Annotated in this window: 17 protein-coding genes; 15 read left to right on the forward strand and 2 right to left on the reverse strand. The window is 60.8% G+C overall.

The genetic code is table 11. From position 1 onward, the window contains the following. Window positions 1-99 precede the first annotated feature (99 nt). The gene (locus O3299_RS13230) at window positions 100-654 is read left to right on the forward strand and encodes an outer membrane beta-barrel protein (RefSeq protein ID WP_251350453.1); all 555 of its coding nucleotides are present in this window, start codon (window positions 100-102) and stop codon (window positions 652-654) included. Window positions 655-796: 142 nt separating this feature from the next. After that, window positions 797-1,162, forward strand: coding sequence for a ribonuclease E inhibitor RraB (locus O3299_RS13235; RefSeq protein WP_077407485.1), 366 nt, complete (start codon window positions 797-799; stop codon window positions 1,160-1,162). 63 nt (window positions 1,163-1,225) lie between these two features. Here the strand turns inward: O3299_RS13235 and O3299_RS13240 are convergent, their stop codons facing one another. Together O3299_RS13240 and O3299_RS13245 are read right to left on the reverse strand one after the other, a co-directional pair. Next, window positions 1,226-2,548, reverse strand: a complete 1,323-nt coding sequence (locus tag O3299_RS13240) for a homoserine dehydrogenase (RefSeq protein WP_099667019.1) — start codon at window positions 2,546-2,548, stop codon at window positions 1,226-1,228. A 72-nt stretch (window positions 2,549-2,620) separates the two neighbouring features. Next, complete coding sequence (locus O3299_RS13245; protein ID WP_152256881.1) at window positions 2,621-3,850, reverse strand: pyridoxal phosphate-dependent aminotransferase; 1,230 nt, start codon at window positions 3,848-3,850, stop codon at window positions 2,621-2,623. A 424-nt stretch (window positions 3,851-4,274) separates the two neighbouring features. Here O3299_RS13245 and O3299_RS13250 point away from each other — a divergent pair, with 424 nt between their 5' ends. The 13 genes from O3299_RS13250 (at window position 4,275) to O3299_RS13310 (ending at window position 17,169) form a co-directional block, all read left to right on the forward strand. Then, complete coding sequence (locus tag O3299_RS13250; protein WP_099667017.1) at window positions 4,275-4,667, forward strand: Mth938-like domain-containing protein; 393 nt, start codon at window positions 4,275-4,277, stop codon at window positions 4,665-4,667. Beyond that, window positions 4,664-6,337, forward strand: a complete 1,674-nt coding sequence (locus tag O3299_RS13255; RefSeq protein ID WP_305062472.1) for a glycosyltransferase family 39 protein — start codon at window positions 4,664-4,666, stop codon at window positions 6,335-6,337. Before O3299_RS13250 ends, O3299_RS13255 begins: the two co-directional genes overlap by 4 nt. A 206-nt stretch (window positions 6,338-6,543) precedes the next feature. Then, window positions 6,544-7,680: a DegT/DnrJ/EryC1/StrS aminotransferase family protein gene (locus O3299_RS13260; RefSeq protein WP_099667015.1), complete on the forward strand. Its 1,137-nt coding sequence runs from the start codon at window positions 6,544-6,546 to the stop codon at window positions 7,678-7,680. 11 nt (window positions 7,681-7,691) lie between these two features. Next, on the forward strand, window positions 7,692-8,687 hold the full coding sequence (locus tag O3299_RS13265) for a glycosyltransferase (RefSeq protein WP_251350449.1): 996 nt from the start codon (window positions 7,692-7,694) through the stop codon (window positions 8,685-8,687). Then, window positions 8,687-9,604, forward strand: a complete 918-nt coding sequence (locus O3299_RS13270) for a formyltransferase (RefSeq protein ID WP_305062473.1) — start codon at window positions 8,687-8,689, stop codon at window positions 9,602-9,604. Before O3299_RS13265 ends, O3299_RS13270 begins: the two co-directional genes overlap by 1 nt. A 21-nt stretch (window positions 9,605-9,625) precedes the next feature. Beyond that, window positions 9,626-10,678 carry a bifunctional UDP-4-keto-pentose/UDP-xylose synthase gene (locus tag O3299_RS13275; protein ID WP_070290550.1) on the forward strand — a complete coding sequence of 351 codons (1,053 nt, stop codon included), beginning with the start codon at window positions 9,626-9,628 and terminating at the stop codon, window positions 10,676-10,678. Continuing rightward, window positions 10,678-11,637: a polysaccharide deacetylase family protein gene (locus O3299_RS13280; RefSeq protein WP_251350447.1), complete on the forward strand. Its 960-nt coding sequence runs from the start codon at window positions 10,678-10,680 to the stop codon at window positions 11,635-11,637. Before O3299_RS13275 ends, O3299_RS13280 begins: the two co-directional genes overlap by 1 nt. A 74-nt stretch (window positions 11,638-11,711) precedes the next feature. Further along, window positions 11,712-12,182 carry a peroxiredoxin gene (locus tag O3299_RS13285; protein ID WP_305062474.1) on the forward strand — a complete coding sequence of 157 codons (471 nt, stop codon included), beginning with the start codon at window positions 11,712-11,714 and terminating at the stop codon, window positions 12,180-12,182. A gap of 290 nt (window positions 12,183-12,472) precedes the next feature. Then, window positions 12,473-14,278: a PhoH family protein gene (locus O3299_RS13290; protein WP_305062475.1), complete on the forward strand. Its 1,806-nt coding sequence runs from the start codon at window positions 12,473-12,475 to the stop codon at window positions 14,276-14,278. Between the two features lie 138 nt (window positions 14,279-14,416). Further along, entirely contained in the window at window positions 14,417-15,091 is a 675-nt protein-coding gene (locus tag O3299_RS13295) for a site-2 protease family protein (RefSeq protein ID WP_305052809.1), read from the forward strand. Window positions 15,092-15,126: 35 nt separating this feature from the next. Further along, window positions 15,127-15,675, forward strand: a complete 549-nt coding sequence (gene yidD / locus O3299_RS13300; protein ID WP_305052810.1) for a membrane protein insertion efficiency factor YidD — start codon at window positions 15,127-15,129, stop codon at window positions 15,673-15,675. Window positions 15,676-15,943: 268 nt separating this feature from the next. After that, on the forward strand, window positions 15,944-16,885 hold the full coding sequence (locus tag O3299_RS13305; protein ID WP_305052811.1) for a bestrophin family protein: 942 nt from the start codon (window positions 15,944-15,946) through the stop codon (window positions 16,883-16,885). Between the two features lie 83 nt (window positions 16,886-16,968). Then, window positions 16,969-17,169, forward strand: a complete 201-nt coding sequence (locus tag O3299_RS13310) for a heavy-metal-associated domain-containing protein (protein WP_070260542.1) — start codon at window positions 16,969-16,971, stop codon at window positions 17,167-17,169. The last annotated feature ends 10 nt before the right edge of the window (window positions 17,170-17,179 follow it).

Below are 17,179 nucleotides of genomic sequence, written 5' to 3' on the forward strand. Positions count from 1 at the left end.
TTTTAAATAATTGCCTTACATAAACATATTCATCCCTATACAATTCGGCTCCCATTAAGCGGCGAGACAGTCTCTCCGCATTAATTACCTAGGATTAATATGAAAAAGCAATTGTTTGCAGCAGTCGTAGGCGCCGCCCTGGCATTCCCATTGTTCGCTCAAGCTGAAGGTTTCTATGCTGGCGCCAACGTCGGCCGTTCGGAATTGAAACTGTCGGGTGACACCCCTTCGGTCAAGAAAAGCAATACCGGCTACAAAGCCTACGCAGGCTACGACCTCACGCAAAACTTCGGCGCGGAAGCCGGCTACGTCGACTTTGGCAAACTGACGACAACCTTCGACGGCGATAAACTGGACGTGAAAAGCCACGCATTCTACGTTGCCGCCACCGGCACCCTGCCACTGAACGAACAGTTCTCGCTGTTCGCCAAGGCTGGCGTATCGCAAAACCGCACCAAAGTCAGCGTCGTTGGTGAGAACGTTAACGACTCGACCAACAAGACCTCCGCCATCTTTGGCATCGGTGCCGCTTACCACTTCGACAAAAAACTGTCGCTGGTTGCGGAATACGAAAACTTCGGCAAGGTAGCAAACGGCGATGGCGCCAAGCTGAAAGCCGACCTGCTGTCGATCGGCCTGCGCTACAAGTTCTGATTCGCGCTCGCGCGCATCAGCATCCAGCCGTTTTAACGGCTGATAAGAAACCGGCTGCACAGCCGGTTTTTTTATGGGCGCATGGCGCGCCACGGGCGCCGATGTTAATATCTCGCCCTGAAATTGACTGAAAGATTCCGCCATGATGACCAAAGAAGACGTAAGCGAACTGTTCGCCAACATCGCCGAGAACGCGCCCTGGGACCTGTCCCAGCCGCTGCTGTGGGGCTATTACTTCACCAACCCCACTTCCGAACCGCTGGAGCAGGCCGCCACCGTGCTGGCGCTGCAGGGCTACCGCCCGGTGGAACTGTACCAGCCGGAACTCGACGATCCGGCGGCACCGCCCGTGTGGGTGCTGCACGTGGAAAAGGCCGAAGTGCATGGCGTCGACAGCCTGCACGCGCGCAATGGCGAACTGATGGCGTTTGCCCAGGAAAACCAGCTGGCCAGCTATGACGGCATGGACGTGGGACCCGTCGGCGCGCCCGACGTACCGCAGCATTAAGACAGTCATCGGATGAAAAAACGGCGCCCGCGGGCGCCGTTTTGCATGGATCGCTAAAAACGCTCAGCTGAGGTTTTCCAGGCGGATCTTGGTGACCGTGCCCACCACGCTATTTAATGCTTCCATCTTCTCGATGGCGGCCGTGACATTCTTTTCCTGCGTCTGGTGCGTCAGCATGATGATGTCCGTATGCGTCTCGCCTTCGGCCGGCTCTTTTTGCAGCATGGCGTCGATCGAGATGCTGCGTTCGGCCAGGATGCGCGTCAGGTCGGCCAGCACGCCCGGCTGGTCGGCCACGTGCATGCGCAGGTAGTAGCTGGTGGTGATTTCCGACATCGGCAGGATGGCGATATCGGTCATCGCGTTCGGCTGGAACGCCAGGTGCGGCACGCGGTGTTCCGGGTCGGCCGTGGCCAGGCGGGTGATGTCGACCAGGTCGGCGATCACCGACGACGCGGTCGGCTCGGCGCCCGCGCCGCGGCCCGAGTACAGGCTGGCGCCGACGGCGTCGCCATGCACCAGCACCGCGTTCATGGCGCCTTCCACGTTGGCGATCAGGCGCTTGGCCGGGATCAGGGTCGGATGCACGCGCAGCTCGATGCCTTCCACGCCATTGACGGTGGCGCGCTTGGTGATGCCCAGCAGCTTGATGCGGTAGCCCAGCTGCTCGGCGTAGCGGATGTCGACGGCATTGAGGTTGCTGATGCCTTCCACGTAGGCCTTGTCGAACTGCACCGGGATGCCGAAGGCGATGGCCGACATGATGGTGGCCTTGTGCGCGGCGTCGACGCCTTCGATGTCGAAGGTGGGGTCGGCTTCCGCGTAGCCCAGTTCCTGCGCCTGTTTCAGCACGGTGGCGAAATCGAGGCCCTTGTCGCGCATCTCGGACAGGATGAAATTGGTGGTGCCGTTGATGATGCCGGCGATCCATTCGATGCGGTTGGCCGTCAAGCCTTCGCGCAACGCCTTGATGATGGGGATGCCGCCGGCGACGGCCGCTTCGAAGGCTACCATCACGCCCTTGTCCTGGGCGGCGGCGAAGATTTCATTGCCGTGCACGGCCAGCAGGGCCTTGTTGGCCGTGACCACGTGCTTGCCGTTGGCAATGGCCTGCATCACCAGGGTTTTCGACAGGTCGTAGCCGCCGATCAGTTCGACGACGATGTCGATCTCGGGATCGTTGACGATCAGGTAGGGGTCATTGACGACCTTGCAGCCGCCGGCGACGAGCGTTTCGGCGCGCGCCACGTCGCGCACGGCGACGGCGACGACTTCAATGCCGCGGCCCGCGCGGCGCTTGATTTCTTCCTGGTTGCGTTTCAGGACGCTGAACGTGCCGTAACCGACATTGCCCAGGCCCAGCAGGCCGATCTTGATGGATTTCATAGTGTGCTTGACTGCTCATAAGTGGCGCCCCCTTGGGCGGCGCCAGGTTGATCGGTATTGCTACTGTCTGGCTCAGCCCCGGCTGTGGCGCTTGCGGTAACCTTCGAGGAAGCGCGCAATGCGGCCCATGGCCTCGGTCAGGTCATCGGAGTTGGGCAGGAAGACGACGCGGAAATGGTCGGGCGCGATCCAGTTGAAGCCCGTGCCCTGCACGATCAGGACCTTGGCTTCGGCCAGTAATTCATAGGCAAACTGCTGGTCGTCGGCGATCGGGTAGATCTCCGGGTCCAGGCGCGGGAACATGTACAGCGCGGCCTTTGGCTTGACACAGGTGACGCCCGGAATATCGGTCAGCAGCTTGTGCGCCAGGTCGCGCTGTTTCAACAGGCGCCCGCCGGGCCCCACCAGGTCTTGTATGCTCTGGTAGCCGCCAAGCGCCGTCTGGATGGCAAACTGCCCCGGCGCGTTGGCGCATAGCCGCATCGAGGCCAGCATGTTGAGGCCTTCGATGTAATCTTTTGCGTGGCGCTTTTCGCCCGAGACCACCATCCAGCCGGAACGGTAGCCGCAGGAGCGGTAATTCTTCGACAAGCCGTTCATGGTGATGAACAGCACGTCGTCGGCCAGCGAGGCGATCGACACGTGCTCGGCTTCGTCGTACAGCACCTTGTCGTAGATCTCGTCGGCGAAAATGATCAATTGGTGCTGGCGCGCCAGTTCGACGATCTGCAGCAGCACGGAAACCGGGTACAGCGCGCCCGTGGGATTGTTCGGGTTGATGACGACGATAGCCTTGGTGTGCGGCGTGATCTTGCGGCGCATGTCCTCGATGTCGGGATACCACTCGTTCTGCTCGTCGCACACATAATGCACGGGATTGCCGCCCGACAGGCTGACGGCGGCCGTCCACAGCGGGTAATCGGGCGCCGGCACCAGCACTTCGTCGCCGCTGTTGAGCAGGGCGTTCATCGACATGACGATCAGTTCGGAAGCACCATTGCCCAAATAAATGTCATCGATGGTCACGCCGGCGATGTTCTTGCCCTGCGTATAGTGCATGACGGCCTTGCGCGGCGCGAACATGCCCTTCGAATCCGTATAGCCGGCGGCATTTTGCAGGTTGAGCATCATGTCGCGCACGATCTCGTCCGGCGGATCGAAGCCGAATACGGCCAGGTTGCCGATATTGAGCTTGGTGATCTTGTGGCCTTCTTCTTCCATTTGCCTGGATTTTTCCAGGACCGGGCCGCGGATGTCATAGCAGACATCCGCCAATTTATTCGATTTCTGAATCGGTCGCAAAATAAATCCCTGTCGTGATGCGGCGCGGTAAGCAGAACTTGCAGCATGATAGCCGCGCCAGAACTATGAACCCGTGAAACTGCGATGCGAAAGACTGCAAGGCGAAAACAACCATTCTCGCCGAAAACAGGCCATTTTATCAAATTAAACATGGCCAACCCCAGCATTTGACGCCGATTCTGCCACGCCGGCGCCTCCGGACGGCAATCGGGCACGCGCCATCTTCATCTTCCCTTAATCTGGCAGCATTACCATGGAGCAAGCAGGCAGTCCCACTGTGGCGCCGAAGATTGCAATTTGGAAAGGATATTGCTTTTCAGTCGCTCTTTTCTGTCATTTATGGCATGCTTACGCCCTTGGCCGCGGCACGCAGTTTGGCCGCGCGCGCACCGATCAACCGACACGACCAGCCCCCGATATCGCCATGAAACTCCATGCCAGCAGCACCCAACAATACCAGACTGTCACCGGCTATGACGAAAACGGCGTGGAGATCAATGCCCAGCCCTACAACTACAGCCTGATCGTCATGCCGGAAATGCCTCCGCGGGCGTGGGAAGTGGACAGTTTCGAGCAACTGAACGAGGCGCATTTCGCGCAGATCCTGGCCGATGCGCCCGACGTGGTCATCCTCGGCACGGGCGAACGCCAGCGTTTCGTGCATCCGAAGCTGACGGCCGCGCTGACCATGCGCCGCATCGGCGTCGAATGCATGGATAGCCAGGCTGCCTGCCGCACCTACAATATCCTCATGGGCGAAGGCCGCAAGGTCACGCTGGCCCTGATCCTGGCCCCGGCCGCAGGCACGCCCGCATGAAAATCAATGTCAACGAACTGCACTCGTCGCGGGTGCTGATGTGGTCCCTGCTGGGCATCTTCATCGTCGTCACCCTGTATGCGCTGGGCGTGCGCACCCTGGTACCGCCCGACGAGGGCCGCTACGCCGAGATGGCGCGCGAAATGTTCGTCACGGGCGACTGGATCACCACGCGCCTGAACGGCATCAAGTACTTTGAAAAGCCGCCGCTGCAAACCTGGATGAATGCGCTGACCTTCGCCGCCTTCGGCCTGGGCGAATGGCAGGCGCGCCTGTGGACTGGCCTGTGCGGCATCATCGGCGTATGCATGACGGCTTACGCGGGCAAGAAAGTGTTCGGCCCGCGCGTGGGCCTGTATGCGGGCCTGGTGCTGGCATCGAGCCTGTTCTGGCTCGCTTCCGGCCAGATCAATTCGCTGGACATGGGCCTGTCGGGCATGATGACCCTCACCCTGGGCAGCCTGCTGATCGCCCAGCGCGACGACGCCACGGAGTTCGAGCGCCGCAACTGGATGCTGGCCTGCTGGGCAGCCATGGCGCTGGCCGTGCTGGCCAAGGGCTTGATCGGCATCGTGCTGCCGGGCGCCGTGCTGGTGCTGTATTCGCTGTGCGCGCGCGACTGGCGCATCTGGACGCGGCTGCACCTGGTCAAGGGCTTGCTGGTGTTCTTTGCCATCGCCACGCCGTGGTTCGTGCTGGTCGCCCTGCGCAATCCGGAACAACCGCATTTCTTCTTCATCCACGAGCATTTCCAGCGCTTCCTGATGAAGGGCCACAAGCGCGAAGGCGCCTGGTATTACTTCCTGGTGCTGCTCATTCCCGGCATCCTGCCATGGATAGGCGTGCTGCCGCAAAGCCTGGCCGCCGCCTTCAAGCGCCAGGAAGGCGCCTTCCAGCCCCGCTTGATGCTGCTCGTCTGGGCCGTCTTCATTTTCTTCTTCTTCAGCTATTCGACTTCGAAGCTGCCTGGCTACATCGTGCCCATCTTCCCGGCGCTGGCCCTGCTGGTGGCGCTGTACCTGGAGTCGGCCTCGCGCCGCCAGCGCCTGTTCGCCGCCGGCCTGCTGTGCGTGCTGGGCGCTGCCATCCTGATCGGCGGACCGATCGCCTTCAGCAAGGCCAGCGCACGCGACGCGGAAGCCCTGGTCGCGCTGAAGGGCTACCAGCCATGGCTGATGGCGGCCGGCTTCTTTGCCCTGGCGGGCGGCGCCTTGGCCTTGCTGCATGCGCGCCAGTTGCGCCGAGACATGACGGTGCTGACCATCGCCGGCGCCGGTTTCCTGGCCACGCACTGCATCCTGGCCGGCTCCGAACTGTATGGCCAGAACCGCGCAGGCACCGACATGCTGCCGCAGATCCAGGCCGAACTGACGGCCGATACCAAGCTCTATTCGGTCGGCATCTATGAACAGTCGCTGACGTATTACCTGCAGCGGCCCGTGATCCTCGTCGATTACTGGGATGAGTTTACGTTTGGCCTGAAACAGCAGCCCGAACTGTCCATCCCGAACATCGAGCCTTTCATCACGCAATGGACGAACGATGCCAATGCCGGCGTGCACGACATGGCGATTATCAGCCTGTACCGTTACAAGGAATTGCAGGGTCGTGGCGTGCCCATGCGTGTGATTGCCGAAGATGCGCGCCGCATGGTCGTTGCAAACAAGTAATTATTTAACTGGGGCGCGAGGCAGCACGGATCGCGCCCCCGGCCAGCTTGCCCCACCCCCGCATCAGCAGGATTTTTCACCGCTGAAGGGCTGCGCCGCCATACTGACGATATAAAATAGCCATGCCTGCCGGCGCCTTTTGACGGCACTGGCAGCCTCGGCGATGCCGATACCCTGACACAATACAGATCCAAGAACTGCGCCCCATGACCTCTACCCTGCCCTTTTTGCCCTTTTCCAAACCCACCATCGATGAAGCGACCATCGCCGCCGTCGGCGAAGTGCTGCGCTCGGGCTGGATCACCAGCGGCCCGAAAGTGCAGGCCTTCGAAGCCCAGCTGTCCGAGTATTTCGGCGGGCGCCCAGTGCGCACCTTCAATTCGGGCACGTGCACCATGGAAATCGCGCTGCGCATCGCTGGCATAGGCCCCGGCGACGAAGTCATCACCACGCCCGTGTCGTGGGTCGCGACGGCCAACGTCATCATCGAAGTGGGCGCCACGCCCGTGTTCGCCGACATCGATCCCGTCACCCGGAATATCGACCTCGACAAACTGGAAGCGGCCATCACCCCGCGTACCAAGGCCATCATCCCCGTCTACCTGTCCGGCCTGCCCGTCGACATGGACCGCCTGTACGCGATTGCTGAAAAGTACAACTTAAGGGTCGTGGAAGACGCGGCGCAAGCGTTCGGCTCCACCTGGAAAGGCAAGCGCATCGGCGCGTTTGGCGACTTCGTCTCGTTCAGCTTCCAGGCCAACAAGAACATCACCACGGGCGAAGGCGGCTGCCTCGTCCTCAACAACCTGGAAGAAGCGAAACTGGCCGAGAAATACCGGCTGCAGGGCGTGACGCGCAGCGGCGTCGACGGCATCGACGTCGATGTGCTGGGCGGCAAGTACAACATGAGCGACATCATGGCCGCCATCGGCCTGGGCCAGTTCGCCAATATCGAGGCCATCACGGCCCACCGCCGCGCACTGGCACGCCACTATTTCGCGCAATTCGGCAGCGATTTCGAAGCGCTGAGCGGCGCCCAGCTGCCCGTGCAGGACTTTGAAAACAGCAACTGGCATTTGTTCCAGATCATCCTGCCTGACAATGGACCCGGCACGCGCGCCGCCTTCATGCAGCAAATGGCGCAGCAAAACGTGGGAACGGGCTATCATTACGCACCGATCCACCTGTTTACCATGTACCGCGAACGCGGCTTTACCGAGGGCATGTTCCCCGTCTCGGAAAAGATCGGCCGCCTGACCGTGACCTTGCCGATGTTCTACGCCATGACGACACAGGACGTGGAACGCGCCGTCGCCACCGTCAAATCCATTCTCATCAAATGAGCAGCGCGCCGATGAAACCTGAACTGTCCATTATCATTCCGATCTACAACGAGCAAGATGGCCTGGCCAGCCTGTTCGCCCGCCTGTATCCGGCCCTCGACGCCCTCCAGACGAGCTACGAGATCATTTTCATCAACGATGGCAGCCGCGACAATTCGGTACCCATCCTGGCGGAACAGTTCCGTCAGCGCCCGGACGTCACGCGCGTAATCTTGTTCAACGGCAATTATGGCCAGCACATGGCCATCCTGGCCGGTTTTGAAGCCTCGCGCGGACAGATCATGATCACGCTCGACGCCGACCTGCAGAATCCGCCCGAGGAAATCGGCAACCTGGTGGCGAAGATGCGCGAAGGCTACGATTACGTGGGCTCGATCCGGCGCAAGCGGCAAGATTCCGCCTGGCGCACGCTGGCCTCGAAGATGATGAACCGCCTGCGCGAAAAAATCACGAATATCAAGATCACCGACCAGGGCAACATGCTGCGCGCGTATGGCCGCAACGTGATCGACCTCGTCAACCAATGCGCCGAAGTCAATACCTTCGTGCCGGCACTGGCCTACACCTTTGCCCGCAAGCCGACGGAAATCATCGTCGAACACGAGGAACGGGCGGCTGGCGAATCGAAATACTCGCTGTACAGCCTGATCCGCCTCAATTTCGACCTGGTCACGGGCTTTTCGCTGATTCCCCTGCAAATCTTTTCCATGCTGGGCATGGCGCTGTCGCTGGGCTCGGCATTGCTGGTGGTCTTCCTGCTGGTACGCCGCTTTCTGCTGGGCGCGGAAGCCGAAGGCGTGTTCACCCTGTTCGCCATCGCCTTCTTCTTCATGGGCGTGATCCTGTTCGGCATCGGCCTGGTGGGCGAATACGTGGGACGCATCTTCCAGCAAGTGCGCGCCCGTCCCCGCTACGTGGTGCAAACCATCTTGCAGGACGGCATGACGCAGGCGGAAGCCGAGGCGCCATCGTACGTGCGCCTGGAAAAGCGCCAGGTGGGCCGCTGATGGGCGCCCCGCGCGCCGTCGTCTTCGGCTACCACAATGTAGGCGTGCGCTGCATCAAGGTGCTGCTGGCCGGCGGCGTCGACATCGCCCTCGTCGTCACGCACGAAGACAGCCCCACGGAAAACCTGTGGTTCGAATCCGTCGCCAGCCTGTGCCAGGCGGAAGGCATTCCGTACATCACGCCATCGGACGCCCGCGCGCCCGAGTTGCTGGCGCAGGTGCAGGCGGCAACACCGGACATGCTGTTCAGTTTTTACTACCGCCACATGTTGCCGGCTAGCATCTTGGAAGTCGCGCCCGCCTACAATATGCACGGCTCGCTGCTGCCGGCGTTCCGCGGCCGCGCGCCCGTCAACTGGGCCGTGCTGCATGGCGCCCCGCAAACGGGTGCCACCCTGCATGAAATGACGGTCAAGCCCGATGCCGGCGCCATCGTCGCGCAAACGGCCGTGCCCATCCTGCCCGACGACACGGCCTTCGAAGTCTTCGGCAAGGTCACCGTGGCGGCGGAACAAACCCTGTGGAACGTGCTGCCGGCCTTGCTGGACGGCACGGCGCCGCGCCAGCTCAACGATTTGCGCCAGGGCGGCTACTTTGGCGGCCGCAAACCCGAAGATGGCAGGATAGACTGGAAGTTACCCGCGCAGCAGGTTTACAACCTGCACCGGGCCGTTGCGCCCCCCTATCCCGGCGCCTTCACCGAAGTCAATGATGTCATTTATATTATCGAAAAAGCTTGTTTGAGCAAGCTTTCCGCAGGAAGTTTGCCACCGGGCTTGGCGGTAGTGGATAATTGCATCTTTGGCGTCTGCGGAGACGGCCGCATGCTGGCCATTTCCGCGCTGAGGGCTGCCGGGGAGCCGATTTCGGCTCAACAATTGCAAGCAAGTCTGACCACCCGCGTCAGCACACACTGATTTAACTCAAGAGAATCTCACATGAAAAAAGTCCTCATCTTAGGCGTCAACGGCTTCATCGGCCACCACCTGTCCAAGCGCATCCTGGAAACCACCGACTGGCATGTCTACGGCATGGACATGAACACGGACCGCATCACGGAATTGCTGGAAGATGACAACTACAAGTCGCGCATGCACTTCTTCGAAGGCGACATCACGATCAACAAGGAATGGGTCGAATACCACGTCAAGAAATGCGACGTCATCCTGCCCCTGGTCGCCATCGCCACGCCTTCGACCTACGTCAAGCAGCCGCTGCGCGTCTTCGAACTGGACTTCGAAGCCAACCTGCCGATCGTGCGCTCGGCCGCCAAGTACGGCAAGCACCTGGTCTTCCCGTCGACCTCGGAAGTGTATGGCATGTGCCATGACGAGGAATTCGACCCGGAAAACTCGGAACTGATCTGCGGCCCGATCAACAAGCCGCGCTGGATCTATTCGAACGCCAAGCAGCTGATGGACCGCGTAATCTGGGGCTACGGCATGGAAGGCTTGAACTTCACCCTGTTCCGTCCGTTCAACTGGATCGGCGCCGGCCTGGACTCGATCCACACGCCAAAAGAAGGTTCCTCGCGCGTGGTGACGCAATTCTTCGGCCACATCGTGCGCGGCGAGAACATCTCGCTGGTCGATGGCGGCGCGCAGAAACGCGCGTTCACCTACATCGACGACGGCATCGATGCGCTGATCCGCATCATCGCCAACAAGAACGGCATCGCCAGCGGCAAGATCTACAACATTGGCAATCCGACCAATAACTACTCGATCCGCGACCTGGCCGGCATGATGCTGACCCTGGCCGCCGAATACCCGGAATACGCCGAAGGCGCGAAACACGTGAAAATCGTGGAAACGACCTCGGGCGCCTACTACGGCGCCGGCTACCAGGACGTGCAAAACCGCGTGCCGAAAATCACGAATACCTGCGAAGAGCTGGGCTGGGCGCCGACCACCACCATGGCCGATTCCCTGCGCAACATTTTCGACGCCTACCGCAGCCAGGTAGCCCAAGCCAAAGCACTGATGGATTAATGTTGAGCAAGCCGTTCCTGACCCTGAAAATCGACGTCGATACCTATCGCGGCACCCGTGAAGGTATGGGCAATCTGGTGCGCATGCTGGCCGCGCACCAGGCCAAGGCCACCTTTCTGTTCTCGCTGGGCCCCGACCACACGGGCTGGGCCCTGCGGCGCGCCTTGAAACCCGGCTTTTTCAGCAAGGTATCGCGCACCTCGGTGGTCGAGCACTACGGCTTGAAAACATTGATGTACGGCACTTTGCTGCCGGGACCCGATATCGGCAAGCAATGCGCGGCGCAATTGCGCGCCGTGCGCGATGCCGGTTTCGAGTGCGGCATCCACACCTGGGATCACACCCTGTGGCAAGACAACGTGGCCAAGCGCAACGCCGCCTGGACCATCAACATGATGCGCAAGGCCGCCAACCGCTACGAACAAGTGTTTGGAACAAAGCCGCACACGCACGGCGCGGCCGGCTGGCAAATGAATGTCAGCGCCTTTGTCGAACACGACACGGCCGGCTACCGCTTTGCCTCCGATGGCCGCGCCATGCTCGACGCGCGCGGCGCCATGGTGCATCCAAGCAATGGCCCGCACCGCGTGCGCAACGGCAACACGATCCTGCAATGCGTGCAATTGCCCACCACCCTGCCCACCCTGGATGAATTGCTGGGCTGCGAAATCGATGGCAAACTGATCACGACCGGCAATGTTGCGGCGCATATCCTGTCATTGACGGCCGACAATCCGCGCGATCACGTATATACCTTGCATGCGGAACTTGAAGGACAGAAACTCGCCCCCATTTTCGAACAACTGCTGGCTGGCTGGAAAGCCCAGGGCTACCAGTTCGCCTCGATGGGCGATTATTATGAAAAGATAAAAAATACGGACTTGCCCGTTTGTCCCGTCACCTGGGATGAGTTGCCAGGCCGTTCGGGACGCCTGATTGTGCAGGGCAAAGCGGCCTGAATGCTGTATTGTTGCACCTGGATGCGTTGCCAGATTAAAAACAGCGCTGATGATCACCGTTCAGGAGAGAACCTGTGGCTGATAGCCAATCCCTCGTTAGCATACCCGACTTTAGCGCCGCGATGACCAGCGGCAAGACCTTTCAGTTGCTGGGCCGCCTGGCCAAGGCCACGGTGCTGTTTTTCTATCCGAAGGACAACACCCCTGGTTGCACCACGGAAAACATCGCCTTTCGCGATGCGTATTCGCAATTCGTCGCTGCCGGCGTGGAAATCTACGGCATCAGCCGCGATTCCCTGCGTTCGCACGAAAGCTTCAAAGCCAAGCTGGAGCTGCCATTCGAGCTCATTTCCGACCCGGACGAAGCCGTTTGCCTGCTGTTTAACGTCATGAAGATGAAACAGATGTACGGCAAGACGGTCCGTGGCGTCGAGCGCAGTACGTTTGTGATTGACGCCCAGGGCCGATTGGTGAAAGAATGGAGAGGCGTGAAGGTCGCAACTCACGTGGAAGAAGTGCTGGAATTCGTAGCGCATCTGAATTGATCGTCCATTTTGATCCAATGCGCGTTGCCGGCTTCCAGCGAGCTTAGTTCAACCGCAGTTCAGTTCACGGTACCTATCGCCATTTTGAGTCAACGAAGCGCCTCCATCCACTCCGCCAGGCGGGCCTGCAGCCCGCCGATGGCGTCCATGACCGGCCATGCTGCCGGCCTTCCGGCAGTTACTCGTCCTGTAGCATTGTTGTTCCCCCCGCATCCACCCCATGAGAAGTGCCGCCAGAAGCTGGCTGCCCATGGGCGATTCATTCCAGAAATTTTTTGATTGAGATCCTGATGCCACTGCCAAAATTACCGAGCAAGCCAGCCACCATCCTGGCCACCCAAGATTACCCAACCGCAGGCGCAGCGCGCCCGACCACCAAAACCCCGGCAGCCAAGAAAGTGGCTGCACCGATCATTGAAGCGGCGATCGCCGAAGTTGCCAAGCCAGTCCGCAATGCGGCCACGAAGATCAAGCAAGTGGCGGCCCTGATGGTCGCCAAGCCAGTACAGGCGCCCGCACCGGCGCCAGTGGCCGCAGCCCCTGCTCCTGCCGCGAAAACCAAGCCGGCAGCCAAGGGCAAGGTCACGCCGCTGAAATCCGTCAAGCAAGTCGAGCAGCCACATCCGGCCAAGCACAAGGCGGTCGAAGTTCAGCTCAAGTCGTCCGCCAGCCGCGCCGCCGACCAGCGCGGCATCAGCAAGCTGTTCGTGCTCGACACGAACGTGCTGATGCACGATCCATCGTCGCTGTTCCGCTTCGAGGAACACGATGTGTACCTGCCGATGATGACCCTGGAAGAGCTGGACAACCATAAGAAGGGCATGACGGAAGTGGCGCGCAATGCGCGCCAGGTCTCCCGCACCCTGGACGCCCTGATCAGCAACACGGATGACGATGCCATCGAGCACGGCATCCTGCTGTCCAAGCTGGGCAACAAGGATGCCAAGGGCCGTCTGTTCTTCCAGACGCGCCTGCAAAGCGCCGACCTGCCGGCTGGCTTGCCAGTAGGCAAGGCCGACAACCAGATCCTGGCCGTCGTGCGCTCGCTCGAGTCGGAACAGGACGGCCGTCCCGTCGTGCTGGTGTCGAAGGACATCAACATGCGCATCAAGGCGCGCGCCCTGGGCTTGCCAGCCGAAGATTACTTCAACGACCATGTGCTGGAAGACACGGACTTGCTGTACTCGGGCATCGTGCAATTGCCGGACGACTTCTGGAACAAGCACGGCAAGGACATGGAATCGTGGCAGGAAAGCAAGAACGGCTACAGCTCCACCTTCTACCGCGTGACGGGCCCGTTCATTCCATCGTTGCTGGTCAACCAGTTCATCTACCTGGAACCGAAAAACGGCGAAACACCGTTCTATGGCCAGGTGAAACAGATCAACGGCAAGACGGCCGTGCTGCAAACCCTGCGCGACTTCAGCCACACGAAGAACAATGTGTGGGGCGTGACGGCGCGCAACCGCGAGCAGAATTTTGCGCTGAACTTGCTGATGAATCCAGAATGCGACTTCGTCACCCTGCTGGGCCAGGCCGGCACCGGCAAGACCCTGCTGGCCCTGGCCGCCGGCCTGGCGCAAGTGCTGGAAACCAAGCTCTACAATGAAATCATCGTCACCCGCGTGACGGTGCCGGTGGGCGAAGACATCGGTTTCCTGCCAGGCACGGAAGAGGAAAAGATGTCGCCATGGATGGGCGCCTTCGACGACAACCTGGAAGTGCTGAACAAGTCCGACTCCGATGGCGGCGAATGGGGCCGTGCGGCAACGCAAGACCTGATCCGCTCGCGCATCAAGATCAAGTCGCTCAACTTCATGCGCGGCCGCACCTTCGTCAACAAGTTCCTCATCATTGATGAAGCGCAAAACTTGACGCCGAAACAAGTCAAGACCCTGGTCACGCGCGCCGGTCCCGGCACGAAGATCCTGTGCCTGGGCAACATCGCGCAGATCGACACGCCGTACCTGACGGAAGGCTCGAGCGGCCTGACCTACGTGGTCGACCGCTTCAAGGGCTGGACCCACAGCGGCCACGTCACCCTGGCGCGCGGCGAACGCTCGCGCCTGGCCGATCACGCCAGCGAAGTACTGTAAGTGATGGCGGGCGGCGCGAGCTGCCCGGTCATTCGAAAGCCCCGGCTGCAGCGATGCAGGCGGGGCTTTTTTCATGTGCGCGACTTTTCCCTGCGACATGTTCTAATACCGCTCCATTCCACCAGGACACCTCACCCGATGCATCCCGCCCTGCAGTTGCTGCTCTGCTTCATCTTTTTCATGTTCCTCCACATTTCCATCATGGCCCTGTGCGCCCATGCCTTGGGCATCAGCATGCGCCAAATCAGTTATGGCGTGGGACCGACCCTGCTGGCCTGGGGAAAAGTCCACATCAAGCTGCTGCCCCTGGCCGGCAACGTGGTGCTGAAAGATACGCGCGAGGAAACGCTGTACGACGACGATCCCTGCCGCGATGCCTACAACTTCCAGCCGCTGTGGAAACAGGTGCTGCTGCCCCTGAGCGGCGTGGCGGTGCTGCTGGCCGTGGCGCTCTGGCTCATGGGGCCACAAGGCTGGGAGCGCTTTGTCGCGGCCTTCGGACAAATCGTCCATGGCGCGCTGGCGCCGTTGTCAACGGCGCAGGAATTGCTGGGTGAAGGGGAAACCTTTGCTCGCACGCACGGCTTTGCGCTGGTGTTCGCCCTGTTCTCGTTGAAACTGTGCGCCTTCAACCTGCTGCCGTTTGCCGGCTTGAACGGGGGGCAGGCGCTGCTGGCCATCGCCCGAGGTGGACGACCTTTTGTGGCGTGGGAAGAGACGGCGGCAAAATGGCTGTTGCTGCCGGGTCTGGCGATCTTGCTGGCGTGGCTGGTGGCGTTTGCCTGGCATGGCTGGAAAAGCATGGGGATGTAGTGCGCTGGCGCTATTCTTTTTTGCAGACCTGTCGTATGCTCGCACCACTATCCCATCCAATAAACGCGACCGGCCAAGGAGAGCGCATTTTCTCATTCGACACCTGCGGCACGCAGCTGGCCCTGTGGGCGATCGGTGCCTACCAACGCTATCTGTCGCCCCATAAAGGGTTTTCCTGCGCCTACCGCGTGCTCACGGGACGCGACAGCTGTTCCGCGTATGGCCACAGGGTCATCGCCCGCCATGGCTTGCGGCCGGGACTTTCCCTGCTGCGGCGCCGCTTGCACAGCTGCAGCGCACACCACCGCCTGCACCAGGCCCAGTCCCAGACCCAGCCCCAGCACGCCAGGGGCCGCAGTGCGCGCCATCGGGCGCAGGCAGGGTATTGCGATCTGCCTGTCCCCGATTGCGGCGACTGTGCCTGCGACTGCGCCGATATCGCCAACCTGGCCGATTGCACCTGGTTAGGCCGCAGCAAGAACCCGAAGTGGTTCCGCAACGACTATGCAGCCAGTGCAGCATTGAAACGACAGCAAGAGGAACACCGCAAGAAGCTGCGGCAAGGACGGGATGCAGGCAACTGAGATTCACACATTAACTTACAAATGAAATATTCATTCATGAAATGAATAATATCCATTATCACTGTGAATTGGCGCGAAGCGGGACGGCGGCCTATACTCATGCCGTCTCCCCTACACTGCGTCCCATGCACACCCAGCTCAGCCCGCACACACTGCGGGCTTTTTGTTCCCGGCATTTGCCACTCTGCCATTCCACACAATGGTTTTTCAATAACAAAAACAGGGCACGGCTTTCACCGCCAGCCCAGCACCCGACAGGGAGCCCATCATGATCGTGCGCGAGCGTCCTTCGGCGCTGCGGCTGTTCCTGGTGGTGCGCGGCTCCGTCCTGCCGCGCATCCGCACCACGCTCATCGTCAATACCCTGATCGCCACCCTCGTCACGTGGTGCCACGGCACCTTGTTCGACCACAAGGTCATCCTCACCACCATCCCGTTTACCCTGATCGGCTTGCCGCTGGCCATCTTCCTGGGCTTTCGCAACACGGCCGCCTACGACCGCTACTGGGAAGCGCGCAAGCTGTGGGGCGAACTGGTCTTACGCAGCCGGAATTTCTCGCGCCAGTGCCAGACGATGATACGCGGCGACATCCCGGCCCACGCCAGGCTGGGCCTGGAGGACGTGCGCGTGCGCATGATTTACCGCACCATCGCCTTTTGCCACGCGCTGCGCCACCAGCTGCGCGACACGCGCGGACCGGCCGACTTGCAGCCGCTGCTGCGCCCGGCCGAATGGGAAGCGGCTTGCCAGGCCACGAACCCGTCCGACTATCTGATGCTGCAGATGGGTCACGACCTGGCCGATTGCATCGCGCAGGGCCGTATCGACAGCATCCTCGCCACGCAGATCGATAACACGGTCTCGGCCATGGTAGCGGCCGGCGCCTCGTGCGAGCGCATCCGCAGCACGCCGATTCCCTTCTCGTATTCACTGCTGCTGCACCGCACGGCCTACCTGTACTGTTTCCTGCTGCCCTTCGGCCTCGTCGATTCGCTCGGTTTCATGACGCCGTTCGTCGTCGCCATCGTCGCCTACACCTTCTTTGGCCTCGATGCCCTGGGCGACGAGATCGAGGAACCGTTCGGCGAAGACGCCAACGATTTACCGCTGTCGGCCATGTGCCGCGCCATCGAAATCAGCTTGCGCGAATCCGTGCAGGATGAAAACGTGCCGCCGCCCATGCAAGCCGTCGATTTCCTGCTGAATTGATCCACATGCCAGCTTTCCCCTTGACCTTACCATCGGGGGAAGGCTTACAGTGGCAGCACTTAATCATTCAAGGAGTGCTTGCCATGTATCAGTTACAAGTTGAAAACATGAGCTGCGGCCATTGCGTCGGCTCGGTCACGAAAGCGGTGCAAGGCATCGATCCTGCCGCACAGGTGCAGATCGACCTGGCCAGCAAGCGCGTCACGGTGGAGTCATCGAGCGAACTGGGCGCCATCAGCGCCGCCATCGTCGATGCGGGCTACCCCGTCACCAGCGCGCAATAAACAGCAAGGA

It is taken from the genome of Janthinobacterium sp. SUN176 (assembly GCF_030587335.1).
Taxonomy (GTDB): Bacteria; Pseudomonadota; Gammaproteobacteria; order Burkholderiales; family Burkholderiaceae_D; genus Janthinobacterium; species Janthinobacterium kumbetense.